The organism is Kitasatospora sp. NPDC004272, from assembly GCF_053603035.1.
The window spans coordinates 14,196-27,431 of record NZ_JBSGET010000027.1; the positions used below are offsets into that span (position 1 = coordinate 14,196).

9 protein-coding genes are annotated in these 13,236 nt (G+C 75.1%); 6 read left to right on the plus strand and 3 right to left on the minus strand.

Going from position 1 to position 13,236, the window contains the following annotated elements:
- Positions 1-135 precede the first annotated feature (135 nt).
- The 3 genes from ACWEO5_RS11570 (at position 136) to ACWEO5_RS11580 (ending at position 3,267) form a co-directional block, all read left to right on the plus strand.
- Positions 136-1,161 carry an NADPH:quinone reductase gene (locus tag ACWEO5_RS11570; RefSeq protein ID WP_452162219.1) on the plus strand — a complete coding sequence of 342 codons (1,026 nt, stop codon included), beginning with the start codon at positions 136-138 and terminating at the stop codon, positions 1,159-1,161.
- Between the two features lie 136 nt (positions 1,162-1,297).
- On the plus strand, positions 1,298-2,611 hold the full coding sequence (locus tag ACWEO5_RS11575) for a sensor histidine kinase (protein ID WP_452162220.1): 1,314 nt from the start codon (positions 1,298-1,300) through the stop codon (positions 2,609-2,611).
- Positions 2,596-3,267: a LuxR C-terminal-related transcriptional regulator gene (locus tag ACWEO5_RS11580; protein WP_452162221.1), complete on the plus strand. Its 672-nt coding sequence runs from the start codon at positions 2,596-2,598 to the stop codon at positions 3,265-3,267. Before ACWEO5_RS11575 ends, ACWEO5_RS11580 begins: the two co-directional genes overlap by 16 nt.
- 4 nt (positions 3,268-3,271) lie before the next feature.
- Here ACWEO5_RS11580 and ACWEO5_RS11585 read toward each other — a convergent pair whose 3' ends face one another.
- From ACWEO5_RS11585 to ACWEO5_RS11595, 3 genes are all read right to left on the minus strand, one after another.
- Positions 3,272-3,943 (minus strand): response regulator, encoded by a 672-nt coding sequence (locus ACWEO5_RS11585; RefSeq protein WP_452162222.1) that lies wholly within the window; start codon positions 3,941-3,943, stop codon positions 3,272-3,274.
- A gap of 112 nt (positions 3,944-4,055) precedes the next feature.
- The gene (locus tag ACWEO5_RS11590) at positions 4,056-5,342 is read right to left on the minus strand and encodes a sensor histidine kinase (protein WP_452162256.1); all 1,287 of its coding nucleotides are present in this window, start codon (positions 5,340-5,342) and stop codon (positions 4,056-4,058) included.
- A gap of 152 nt (positions 5,343-5,494) precedes the next feature.
- On the minus strand, positions 5,495-7,696 hold the full coding sequence (locus ACWEO5_RS11595; protein WP_452162223.1) for an MMPL family transporter: 2,202 nt from the start codon (positions 7,694-7,696) through the stop codon (positions 5,495-5,497).
- Positions 7,697-7,955: 259 nt separating this feature from the next.
- Between ACWEO5_RS11595 and ACWEO5_RS11600 the strand changes: the two genes are divergently transcribed.
- From ACWEO5_RS11600 to ACWEO5_RS11610, 3 genes are read left to right on the plus strand one after another with little or no spacing between them, the layout of a single operon-like run.
- Complete coding sequence (locus ACWEO5_RS11600; protein WP_452162224.1) at positions 7,956-8,984, plus strand: ATP-binding cassette domain-containing protein; 1,029 nt, start codon at positions 7,956-7,958, stop codon at positions 8,982-8,984.
- Positions 8,981-10,384: an ABC transporter permease gene (locus ACWEO5_RS11605; protein ID WP_452162225.1), complete on the plus strand. Its 1,404-nt coding sequence runs from the start codon at positions 8,981-8,983 to the stop codon at positions 10,382-10,384. The genes ACWEO5_RS11600 and ACWEO5_RS11605 overlap by 4 nt, the downstream gene beginning before the upstream one ends.
- Before the next feature lie 6 nt (positions 10,385-10,390).
- Positions 10,391-13,138 (plus strand): alkaline phosphatase family protein, encoded by a 2,748-nt coding sequence (locus ACWEO5_RS11610; RefSeq protein ID WP_452162226.1) that lies wholly within the window; start codon positions 10,391-10,393, stop codon positions 13,136-13,138.
- Positions 13,139-13,236 lie beyond the last annotated feature (98 nt).

Below are 13,236 nucleotides of genomic sequence, written 5' to 3' on the forward strand. Positions count from 1 at the left end.
TACCTCCCCTTGCCACATGTTCGATCAGCATCGTATGTTTCATCCATGTCGAACATTCGATACACATCGAACATTGGCGCGGACCGCCGGGCCGCCCGGCGCCGAACCCCCCCGGCCGAGCCGCGGGAGCGGGGCATGAGGGCGATCGTCTACCCCGAAACCGGCGGCCCGGAGGTGCTGCGCCTCGTCGAGCGCGAGCTGCCCGCCCCCGGGCCCGGCGAGGTCCGGGTCCGCATCGCCGTCTCGGGGGTGAACCCGACCGACGTGCAGGCCCGGGCCGGGGTCGCCCACCCCAAGGGGTTCCCGGAGATCACCCCGCACCTCGACGGCGCCGGGGTGGTCGACGCCACCGGCCCGGGGGTCGACCCGGGGCGGGTCGGCGAGCGGGTCTGGGTGTTCATGGCCGCGGCCGGGCGGCCGACCGGCACCGCCGCCGAGTACGCCGTCCTCCCCGCCGACCGGGCCGTGCCGCTGCCGGACGAGGTCCCCTTCGAGGTCGGCGCGGCCCTCGGCGTGCCCGCGCTCACCGCGCACCGCGCGCTCACCGTCTCCGAGGACGGCCCGCGCCGGCTGCGGCCCGGCGCGCTGGACGGCGCCGTGGTGCTGGCCGCCGGGGGCGCGGGCGCGGTCGGGCACGCGGTGGTCCAGCTCGCCCGCTGGGCCGGTGCGACCGTCCTCAGCACGGTCAGCGGCCCGGCCAAGGCCGCGCTGGCCGCCGCCGCGGGCGCCCACCACGTGATCGACTACCGGGCGGGCGACCCGGTCGCGGCGGTCCGCGCGGCCGCCCCGGACGGCGTCGACCTCGTCGCCGAAGTGGCGCTGGGCGCGAACCTGGCCCTCGACCTGGCCGTGCTGCGCCCCCGCGGCACCATCGCGACCTACGCCAACGCCGGTGGCGGGCCGGTGCGGTTGGACGTGCTGGCGCACCTGGTGCGCAACGTCCGGCTGCAGTTCCTGGTGCTCTACACCGCGGGCCCCGGGGCACGGGCCGCCGCCGTGGCGGACGTCGCCGCCGCCGCGGCGGCCGGCGCCCTCCCGGTGGGCCGGGAGCACGGCCTGCCGCTGACCCGCTTCCCCCTGGAGCGGACCGCCGACGCGCACCGGGCGGTGGAGGCCGGAACCGTCGGCAAGGTCCTGGTCGACGTCCACCCCTCCACCTGACCCGGGGTGGGGCTGGGCCCACCGTGAATTGGGTGGGTAGGGCCATGTCGGGGCGCCGTTCGGGCCCGTAACGTCGCTGGTGGGCCGTCCCGGGACAGCGGGGCGGCCGTCGGGACGGAAGGGGAGGTGCGGCGGGATGGGTGCGACGGGCGGTCTCGTGCGGTGGGGGGCGGCGGTCGGGGCGGGGTGGTGGCGGTCGGCCGTGCTGGTGGCGCTGACCTGCCCGTTCGCGCTGGTCGCGGTGCCGGTGGGGTGGGCAGGGGGGTCGCTCGCGTACGGCTGGTCGGCGGGGTCGGCGGCGGCCTGGCCGCTGCGCGCGCTGGCGGTGTTCGGGGAGACGCTGCTGGTGCTGCTCTGGGTGTCGGTCGCGGTGTGGACGGTGCACCCGTTCACCAGCCGGGCGCTGGCGGGCGCGGCCCGGCGGTGCGCGGCGCGCTGGCTCGGCCTGGAGCTGGCGGTGACGTACCGCGAGCCGAAGCCGGTGACCCGGATGGCCACCGGCTTCTGGTGGGACGGGCAGGAGTACCACCGTTCGGAGCGGGAGGCCCGGCGCCGGGCCCGGGTGCACGCCAGGTTCCACGACCCGCAGTTGCACTGGGACGGGGTGTGGCTGCTGGCGGCGGCGGTGACGGTGCTGCCGGTCGCGGCGCTGCCGCTGCTCGCGCTGGTCCTGGGCGCGCTGCTGGTGCCGGGCCGACCACCGCTCGGGGCGGCGCTGCTGGCCGCCGGCCTGCTGGCGGCGCCGTTCGGCTGGCGGGTGCTCGGGCCGGTCGGGCGGCGGCTGCTGGGGCCGGTGACGTCGACCCGGCTGGGCTGGCGGGTGGCCGAGCTGGAGGAGATCCGGGCCGACCTGACGCAGACCCAGGCCGCCGAGCTGGAGCGAATCGAGCGCGGGCTGCACGACGGCGCGCAGGCCCGGCTGGTCGCACTGGGCATGTCGATGGGCGCGGCCGAGCACCTGGTGGACAGCAACCCGGAGGCGGCAAAGCGGCTGCTGGCCGAGGCCCGGGCCAACTCGGCGGGGGCGCTGGCCGAGCTGCGGGCACTGGTGCGCGGCATCAACCCGCCGGTGCTGGTGGAGCGCGGGCTGGTCGACGCCGTCCGGGCGCTGGCCCTGGACGCGGTGGTCGAGGTGGACGTGGTCAGCCGGGTGCCGGCCCGGCCCGAGCGGCCGGTGGAGGCGGCGCTGTACTTCTCGGTCGCCGAGCTGCTCACCAACGCCGTCAAGCACGCGCACGCCGAGCGGGTGGGCGTCGAACTTTCGTACGCGGAAAGGACGCTGACTGCTACCGTGAGCGACGACGGGTGCGGCGGGGCCGCCGCGGCCCCCGGCTCCGGGCTGGACGGCGTGCGGCGCCGGATGGCGGCCTTCGGCGGGCGCCTGGAGATCGACAGCCCCCTCGGGGGACCAACCCGTGTCACTGTGGCGGTGCCGTGCGAATTGTCGTAGCCGAGGACCTCTTCCTGCTCCGGGACGGGATGGTGCGCCTGGCCGAGGCGTACGGCCACCAGGTGGTGGCCGCCGTCGACAACGGCCCGGCCGCCCTGGAGGCGCTGCTCACCCACCGGCCGGACGTGGCGATCGTCGACGTCCGGCTGCCGCCGACCTTCTCCGACGAGGGCCTGCAGGCCGCGCTGACCGCCCGCCGGGCGGTGCCGGGCCTGCCGGTGCTGATCCTGTCCCAGCACGTCGAGCAGCTGTACGCGCGCGAGCTGCTGGCGGACGGGCAGGGCGGCATCGGCTACCAGCTCAAGGACCGGGTGCTGGACGCCGGGCAGTTCATGGACGCCGTCCAGCGGGTCGCCGACGGCGGCACCGCGCTGGACCCGACGGTGGTCGCCAAGCTGCTCGGGCGGCCGGTGCGCGCCGACCCGCTGGCCGCCCTCACCGAACGGGAGCGCTCGGTGCTGGCGCTGATGGCCGAGGGCCTGTCCAACGCGGCGGTCGCCGCCCGGCTGTTCCTCTCCGAGGGCTCGGTCAGCAAGTACACCACCACGATCTTTGCCAAGCTGGGCCTGGCCGACGCCGAGGACACCAACCGCCGGGTCCGGGCCGTGCTGGCCTACCTCGCGGTGGAGCGGGGCCCCGACCCCGACGGGCGGTGACGGCTCACGCGCTCCCGGGCCGGACCAGGCCCGTCTCGTAGGCGATCACGACGAGCTGGGCGCGGTCGCGGGCGCCGAGCTTGGTCATCGCCCGGTTGACGTGGGTCTTGGCGGTGAGCGGGGTGACGAACAGCCGCTCGGCGATGTCGTCGTTGGACAGGCCGGCCGCGACCAGCGCCACCACCTCCTGCTCGCGGGCGGTGAGCACGTCGAGCCGGGGCAGCGCGGCCCGGCGGCCCGGGTCCGGCTGGGCGAGGAAGCGGCCGATCAGGGCCTTGGTGGCGGCCGGGGAGAGCAGCGAGTCGCCGGCCGCGACGACCCGGATCGCGTCCAGCAGTTCCTCCGGGTCGATGCCCTTGCCCAGGAAGCCGCTGGCTCCGGCCCGCAGCGCCTCGGCCACGTACTCGTCGCTCTCGAAGGTGGTGAGGACCAGGACCTTGACCCCGGCCAGGTCCTCGTCGGCGGTGATCAGCTTGGTCGCGGCCAGGCCGTCCAGGTCGGGCATCCGGATGTCCATCAGGACCAGGTCGGCGCGCGCGGAGCGGGCGAGCGCGACCGCCTCCCGCCCGGTGCCGGCCTCGCCGACCACCTCCAGGTCGGGGGCGGAGTCGATCAGCAGTCGGAAGGTGCCCCGGAGCAGGGCCTGGTCGTCGGCCAGCAGGACGCGGACGGTCATGGACGGGGCCTCTCTCATCTCACGGTCGGTTTTCGCGCGCCGGGCCCTCGGGCCCGGCGCGGGTCGCGCCCCGGGCGGGCCGCTCCCCCGGGCCGGTCGCCCCCGGCCCGGGTCAGTTCCGGGAGCAGCCGCGGCCGCCGGCGGTGGGCAGCGGCAGTTCGGCGTGGACCCGGAAGCCCCGGCGGGAGCGGGGTCCGGCGGTGAGGGTGCCGCCGGCGGCGCGGGCCCGCTCGTGCATGCCGATCATGCCGTGCCCGGTGCCCCCGCCCGGCCCGGCCCCGGTGCCGCCGCCCGGGTCCGTCCCGCCGAACGCACCCGTTCCGTCGAACCGGCCCGGCCCGGCGCCGTCCGGGTCCGCCGGGGCGCCGCGCCCGTCGTCCTCGACGGTGATCCGCAGCTGTTCGGGGCCGAAGTCGAGGCGGACGTGCGCGCTGGCGGGGCCGGCGTGCTTGTGGGTGTTGGTGAGCGCCTCCTGGATGATCCGGTAGGCGGTCAGGTCGGTGATCGGCGGCAGCGCGGCGGGCGCGCCGGAGCGTTCCAGGGCGACTGGCAGGCCGGAGTGCCGGAAGGCGTCGAGCAGGTCGTCGAGCCCGGCCAGGCCGGGGGCGGGTTCGCGCGGGGCGGCCTGGTCGCCGCTGTGGCGCAGCAGGCCGACGGTGGCGCGCAGTTCGTCGAGCGCGGTGCGGCTGGTGTCGCGGATCCGCTCCAGGGCCTGGTAGGCGTGTTCGGGGTCGGTGCGCATCAGGTGGTGGGCGACGCCGGCCTGGGCGTTGACCAGGGTGATGTGGTGGGCGACGACGTCGTGGAGTTCGCGGGCGATCCGCATCCGCTCCTCGGTGACCCGGCGGCGGGCCTCCTCCTCGCGGGTGCGTTCGGCGCGCTCGGCCCGCTCGACGGCGGAGGCGAGCAGTTCGCGTCGGCTGCGGACGGCGTCGCCGATCGCCACCGACAGGCAGGGCCAGGCGACCAGGCCGAGGTTCTGCGGGAGCTCCTCCAGCCCGGGGCGGACGATCAGCGCGGTGAGGGTGAGCGCGGTGGCGGCGCAGCAGCCGGTCCGCCAGGCGGTGCGCCGGTCGGTGCGGGTGGCGACGGCGTACAGGGCGACGCCGACGGCGAACATCGAGATCCCGAGGGTCTCCGGGCGCGGCCCGCGCGTGAACGGGATCAGCACCAGTTCGACCACGCCGACCACGACGGTGGCGGCGGCCACCGCCACCGGCCACCGGCTGCGGACCAGCAGCGGCAGGCAGGAGGCCAGCAGGAACAGCAGGTAGCCGGTCACCGAGGCGCCGCGGTGGTAGGCGGTGGCGGCCGTGACGGGCGCGGCGATCAGGAAGCAGGACAGCGCCACCGCCACGTCGACGCGCTGCGGGCGCCCGCCGCACCACCGCCTGAGCATCTCCGTCATTCGCACTCCTTCACCGTACGCAGTTCGGCCGAGGACAGTTCGGCCGAGGACAGTTCGGTCGAGGGCAGTTCGGCCGCGGTCGCGCCGGACGCGGCGGGGCCCGGCCGGTGCGGGTGACCGGCCGGGCCCCGCGGGGGGAGGTGTCAGCGCCGGGCGTCCACGGTCTCGCGGAGGTCGTGGACCGGCGCGACGGGGGCCGGGTCGGGCTCGCCCTCGACGGAGACGTGCGGCAGCAGGCGGTCGAGCCAGCCCGGGAGCCACCAGTTGGCGGCGCCGAAGCGGTGCATCAGGGCCGGGACGAGGACCATCCGCAGCACCAGCACGTCGAGCAGGACGGCCAGGGCCAGGCCGAGCCCGAACTCGGCGATCATGCGCTGGCCGCCGAACAGGAAGGCGGCGAACACGCAGGCCATGATGACCGCGGCGGCGGTGATGACCTGGCCGGTCTCGCCGTGGCCGACCCGGACGGCGCGGTGGTTGTCCCGGGTGTGGGTCCACTCCTCGTGCATCCGGCTGATCAGGAAGACCTGGTAGTCCATCGAGAGGCCGAACAGGATCGCGATGATCATCACGGGGGCGAACGCCTCGACCGGCCCGGCCGCGCCGGCGCCGAGCGCCTCGGAGCCCCAGCCCCACTGGAACACCGCGACGATCGCGCCGAACGCCACGCCCATGGTGAGCAGGTTCATCGCAACGCCGATCAGCGGCACCAGCAGGCTGCGGAAGGCCACCATCATCAGCAGGCAGCCCAGGCCGACGATGATGCCGATGAACAGCGGCAGCTTGGAGATCAGCACGTCGGCGAAGTCCGCGGAGGTGGCGGTGGCGCCGCCGACGTGCACCTGCAGGCCGGTGCCGGCCTCGGCGGCGGGGACGGTGTGCTCGCGCAGCTCGGTGATCAGGTCGGAGGTCTTCGCGGACTGCGGGGAGGTGGTGGGCACCACCTGGACGATGCCGACCCGCTGCCCGTCCTGCATCGGCACGGCGGCGACCCGGGCGACGCCGTCCAGGCCCTTCAGCGTGCCGACCAGGTCGGTGAGCGCAGCCTTGTCGGCGGCCCCGGGGGCCTCGGCGACCAGCAGCAGCGGGCCGTTGGAGCCGGGGCCGAAGCCGTCGGCCATCAGGTCGTACGCCTGCCGGGAGGTGGTGGACTTCGGGTTGTTGCCCGCGTCCGAGCTGCCCAGGCGCAGCGACAGCACCGGCAGCGAGACGGCGAGCATCAGCAGCAGCGCGACCAGCGCCTTGCCGGTGGGCCGGGCCTGCACCTTGGCGGCCCAGCGCGGCCAGAACCCGGTGGTGTGCTCCTCGCCGGGGCCCTGCTCGGCCAGCCGGCGGCGCTGGGCGCGGGAGAGCACCCGCAGCTTCAGCATGCCGAGCAGCGCGGGCAGCAGGGTGATCGCGGCCAGCACGGTCAGGGCGACGGTGAGCGCGGCGGAGATCGCCATGCCGTTGAGGAAGCCCATGCCGAGGATCAGCATGCCGAGCAGGGCGATCACCACGGTCAGGCCGGCGAACAGCACGGCCCGGCCGGAGGTGTTCAGCGCCTTCGCGGAGGCTTCCTGGACGCTCAGGCCCGCCATCAGGCCCTTGCGGTGCCGGTTGACGATGAACAGCGCGTAGTCGATGCCGACGCCGAGGCCGACCAGCACGCCCAGGGTGGGCGCGACCGAGGCGATGCTCATGCCGTGGCTGAGCAGTCCGGTGCCGATCACGCCGGTGCCGACGCCCGCGACGGCGGTGAGGATCGGCAGCGCGGCGGCCCAGGCGGAGCGGAACACCAGGGTCATCACGACCAGCGCGGCGACGATGCCGATGACCTCGCTGAGGCCGCCCATCTCGGTCTCGGTGTTCTGCACGGCCTGCCCGCCCAGCTGGACGTCCAGGCCGTCGGTGCGGGCCTGCTTCGCGAGGTCGATGACGTGCTCGACGTCGGCCTTGGGGACGGCGTGCGCGTCGCCGGTGAAGACCACCTGGGCGTACGCGGTGGTGCCGTCGGCGCTGATCTGCCCGGCGCCGCGCTCGCCGTACGGGCCGGACACCGAGGCGACGGACGGGCTGTGCGCGATGCCGTCCAGCGCGGCGGTCATCCGCTCCTTGACGGCGGGGTCGTTCACCGTGCCGGTCGCGGTGTGCCACACCACGGTGTCGGTGTCGCCGGCCGCGGCGGGCATCTGCTCCTTCAGCAGCTCCAGCGCCCGGGTGGACTCGGTGGCGGGCATCGCCATGCTGTCGCTGTACTTGGTGCCGACCGCGCCCGAGACCGCTCCGAGCCCGACCAGCAGGCCCAACCACAACAGCACCGTGACGAGCCGGTGCCGGTGGCACCAGCGTGCGAGGACGGACATGCGCGACTCCCGTTTTCGGCCTTCTCCCGGTCTCCCCCACCCTCGCCGCCCGCCCCGCCCGCTGTCGTCCCCCGTCCGCGGACACCCGCCGTACCGCGTCCGCAGTACCCGGCCGCCGCCCGCTACCGCGTCCGCGGACCACGGCGGGCGGGGCCCGGGGCGGATGTCGGGCACCGTTCCGGGGACGTTCAGGAGGGGGCGCCGGGGGCGCCCGGCCGATTCCTTAGAATCTCCTCCGAGTACGGGGGAAAGGGACATCATGGACGCACGCCTCGCGGTGCGGGCCCGGGGGATCACCAAGTGCTTCGGGGACGTCGTCGCGCTCGACGGGGTCGACCTGGAGGTGACCCGGGGCCGGATCCACGGCCTGGTCGGGCCGAACGGCGCCGGGAAGACCACCTTGCTGGGTCTGCTGCTGGGGCTGGCCGTCGCCGACCGGGGCACCCTGGAGATCCTGGGCACGCCGGTCGGCCGGGCGCTGTCCGCCCCCGAGGGCGTGGCCGGGTTCGTGGACGGCCCCGGCCTGTACCCGTCGCTGACCGCCCGGCAGAACCTCGCCGCCCTCGCCGCCCTGCGCGGAGGCAGCGGCAGGAGCAGGAGCGGGAGCAGCGGCAGGAGCGGGAGCAGCGGCGGGAGCGGGAAGACCGGCAAGGGCGGGGACGTCGTGGACGCGCTCGACCAGGTCGGGCTGAGCGACGTCGCCGACGACCGGGTGGGCGGCTTCTCGCTGGGCATGCGCCAGCGCCTCGGCCTGGCCGCCGCCCTGCTCGCCCGGCCCCGGCTGCTGGTGCTGGACGAACCCGCCAACGGGCTGGACCCGGCCGGGAAGCGGCACGTGCACGGCGTCCTGCACCGGCTCGCGGCGGAGGGCACCGCCGTGGTGCTCTCCAGCCACCGGATGGACGACCTGGAGGCGCTCTGCTCCGAGGTCACCATCCTGGCCACCGGACGGGTCGTCTTCTCCGGCCCGCTGCACCGGCTCGCCACCGAGGACCGCGAGCTGGACTACCGGCTGCTCACCTCCGACCCGGCGGCGGCCCGCCGGACCGCCGCCGCCACCGCCGGCGTCCGCCTGCTCGACCCCGGCCCGGGCTCGCCGGACACCGGACGGCTGGTGCTGCGCGCCCGGGTCCCCGCACTGGACGCCCTGGTGTCCCGGCTGGTCCTGGACGGCGTCGCGGTGCGCGAACTGGCGCCCGTGGTCTCGCCGTTGGAGGCCGCCTTCCTCGCCCTCACCGAACCGCGGCAGCAGCCGCAGCCGCAGCGGCCGGAAGGGGCCCGCCGATGACCGCCTCCCGCACCGGGGCCGACGCCGTCGGCAGGACCGGCAGCACGCCCGCACCCATACCCGCGCCCGGAGCCCCCGGCGCGGGCCGGGTGCCGGTGGCCCGGGTCTACCGCTTCGAACTGGTGAAGCTGGTCTCGCAGTGGCGGATCCGCCTGCTGGTGCTGGCCTGCTGGCTCGCCCCGGGGCTGTTCGTGGCCGCCGTGGAGCAGCAGGGCACGCTGCCCACCGACACCCTGTTCGGCCGCTGGATGCACGCCACCGGATGGGCCGGGCCGCTGGTGGTGCTGGGGTTCGCGGGGAGTTGGGCGCTGCCGCTGCTGACCTCGGTGGTGGCGGGCGACGTGTTCGCCGCCGAGGACCGGCTCGGCACCTGGCGGCACCTGCTGGTGGCGGTGCGCTCGCCGCGCCGGATCTTCGCCGCGAAGGCACTGGCCGGGCTGAGCGTGCTGGTGCTGCTGGTGGCGGGGCTGGCGGTGTCGGGCGCGGTGGGCGGCCTGCTGGCGGTGGGCAGCCATCCGCTGGTGGGCCTGGACGGGGACCTGCTGTCGCCGGGGGACGCCGCGCTGCGGGTCCTGCTGGCCTGGCTGTGCGCGCTGGCGCCGACCCTGGCGCTGGCCGGGATCGGCCTGCTCGGCTCGGTCGCCCTGGGGCGCTCCCCGATGGGGCTGCTGCTGCCCGCGCTGGTGGCGCTGGTGGTGCAGTTGGCGCAGATGATGCCGCTGCCGGTGGGGGTGCGCCTGGCGCTGCCGGGCTACGCGTTCGTGTCCTGGAACGGCCTGTTCACCGGCCCGGCGCAGCTCGGTCCGCTGCTGGTCGGCGTCGCGGTGAGCCTGGTCTGGGCGGTGGCGGCGACGCTGCTGGCCCGGGCGCTGTTCCTGCGGCGGGACTTCACCTCCCCGGCGCAGGACGGTCCGGGGCGGCGGGCGGCCCTGCTGGGGGCGCTGCCGCTGGCCGGGCTGCTGCTGGTGTCGGCCGGGGTGCTGACCCCGCTGGCCGGGTCCGGGTCGGGGGTCGAGCGGGACAAGGTGGAGCGCGCGCTGGCCGTGGCCTTCGCCCACCTGTACCGGCTGCAGACCACCGAGTTGAACCGTCCGGAGGTGACGGAGGAGCAGTTGCGGGTGGCCGCGTCCTGCGACAAGGGCAGCACCCTGGTGGTGCCGGAGGGCCCGGGCAACGACTGGCGGTGCACCGTGACCTGGCACCTGCCGGGAACCGAGGCCACCGGTACCGCGATCTACCAGTTGGACGTCGCCCCCGACGGGCGGTTCGTCGCGGACGGCGACGGGCCGAAGGAAGTGAACGGCTACTTCCTGGTGCGCACCTCCACCGGCGACGCGCCGAACCCGCTCTGGCAGTTCGACGGCAACATCGAGTTGCTTCCCGCTCCTTCGAAGGGATGACGCAGCATGCAGGTCACACGTCGCCGCATCGGTGACGGTGCGACCCGGATCAGGCGGCCCGGCGCGCGCCGCCGGGTGCTGTTCACGCTCGCCATGACCGCGGTGGTGCTGGCGGCCGGCACGGACGTGGGCTTCCCCCGGAGCGACCCCTTCGGCGAGGACCAGGTCGGCCGGCTCTACGAGCAGGGCCAGCTGGTCTCCGCCAACCAGTACGTCGACCCGTACGGCGACCGGCTGCTGATCCCCAACGGCAAGATCATGTCCTCCGGGGTGAGCCCGGACGGCACCCACCTGGCGGCGGCGGTCGCCGACGGCCGCACGGCGCTGGTGATCGTGGACGTGCGGAACTGGCGGGTCCAGCAACTGGTCGGCAGCGCGGCGGCCTCGGTGCCGCGGATCAACGACAACGGCGTGGGGCAGGAGGGCCCGGCGTACTCGCCCGACGGCCGGCACCTGTGGCTGGGCCAGCCCGACGGCTACACCCGGTTCACCGTCGCCCCGGACGGCAGCGTCACGGACCCGGTGGCCGTGAAGATCCCCAGGAGCGGTGCGCAGCAGGCCCTGGCGGCCGGGCTGGTCTTCTCCGCGGACGGCTCGACCGCGTACGCGGCGGTCAACGGCCAGAACCGGGTGGTGGCGATCGACACCGCGGCGGGCACCGTCAAGCAGAGCTGGAAGGTGGGCAACGCGCCGCGCGGGATCGCCCTGGCGGGCGGCAAGCTGTACGTCAGCAACGAGGGCGGCCGCCCGGCGAAGCCCGGCGAGAGCACCCTCGACTCCTACGGCACCAAGGTCCCGGCCGACCCGCGCACCGGCGCCGTCACCACCGGCACGGTCAGCGTGATCGACCTGGCGCACCCGACGGCCGCCCCGGTCGGCATCGACGTGGGCCTGCACCCGACCGCCGTCTACGCCAAGAACGGCGCGGTGTTCGTCACCAACACCGCCACCAACAGCGTCTCGGTGATCGACACCCGCCGGGGCCGGGTCGTCCAGACCATATCCACCCGGCCGTGGTCGGAGGCGTCGATCGGCTACGAGCCCGACGCGGTGACCCTCACCGACGACGGCCACCTGCTGGTCACCCTGGGCCGGGCCAACGCGGTCGCGGTCTACCGGTACGCGAGCCCGCTGGAGCCCGCGAGCTACCTGGGCCTGCTGCCGACCGACTACTTCCCCGCGGAGATCACCTCCTCGGGCAACGACGTGCTGGTCTCCAGCACCCGCGGCATCGACGCGCTGCGCCCCACCGCCGCGGCCGGGCACTCCACCCACGACACCACCTCCAGCGTGGTGCGCTTCGCGCTGCCCGGCGACCAGGAGATCCGCCGGCAGACCGCCCGGGTCTTCAAGCAGAACAACTGGACCTCCGGCGCGGCCAGGACCGCCGGCAGCCACAAGGCCGAGGCCGTGCCCGTCCCGGAGCGGATCGGCGACCCGTCGACGATCAAGCACGTCTTCCTGCTGGTCAAGGAGAACCGGACGTACGACCAGGTCTACGGCGACATGCCGCAGGGCAACGGCGACCCGACGCTGACCCAGTTCGGCGAGAACGTGACGCCCAACCAGCACGCGCTGGCCGCCCGGTTCGGGTTGTACGACAACACGTACGACATCGGCACCAACTCGGCCGAGGGCCACAACTGGCTGATGCAGGCCGACAACCCGGAGTACAGCGAGTCCTCGGCCGGCGAGCACCTGCGCAGCTACGACACCCAGGACGACGCGCTCGGCCACCAGAGCAGCGGCCTGCTGTGGAGCAGCGCGCAGGCGGCGGGCCGGACGGTGCGCGACTTCGGCGAGTTCCACCGGTTCCTCACCAAGCCGGCCGGCGCGACCTGGCAGAACCTGTACTGCGACGCCCGGCACATGGCGGCCACCGGCGCCGGTTCGGCCTACCGGATGGTCTCCTCCTCGCCGATCCCGTCGCTGAACGAGGTGTCGGTGCCGGCCTACCCGAAGTTCGACACCAGCGTCCCGGACGTCTACCGGGCCGAGATCTGGAAGCAGGACTTCGAGAAGAACGGCCCGGCCGACCTGAACATGCTCTGGCTCTCCAGCGACCACACCGGCGGCCCCGCCAACGCGGCCGCCCAGGTCGCCGACAACGACCTCGCGGTCGGCCGGATCGTCGACGAGATCAGCCACAGCCCGTACTGGAAGGACTCGGCGATCTTCGTCGTCGAGGACGACTCGCAGGGCGGCCTGGACCACGTCGACGGCCACCGGGCGCCGATCCAGGTGATCAGCCCCTACGCCCAGCACGGGGTGGTGGACAGCCGCTACTACACCCAGATCAACGTGATCCGCACCATCGAGCAGATCCTCGGGATCAAGCCGATGAACCAGAAGGACACCGCGGCCACCCCGATGACCGGGGCCTTCACCAGCACCCCCGACCCCACCCCGTTCACCGCGCTGCCCAACCGCACCTCGCTGACCAACGGCCTGGCCACCGCACCCCCCTGTGGCCCGGACGTCCCGGCCCCGCAGAACCCGGGGGCCACCGCCCCGGCGACCGGGACCGTCCCGGCCGCCGCGGCCGCGACCGTGCAGAAGTGGTCCGACTGGAAGCAGCAGCAGCGGCTGTCCGGACCCGACGCGGCCGCCGACCTGGCCAACCCGGCCCAGATGAACCACCTGACCTGGTACGAGGCCCACGACTGGCAGACCCCCTACCCGGGCGAGCAGGCCGTCCTCGACCCGGCCGACGTCCCCGGCGCCCTCCTCCCGGCCGCGGAGGGCGACGGCTGATCCGGACGGTGTCAACTTCCGCCTCCCGGAACGGGGTTGACCCGGTAGGCTGGCCGCGAAGGGGACCGGGGCCGGCGGTGCCGCACACCACGACTCCT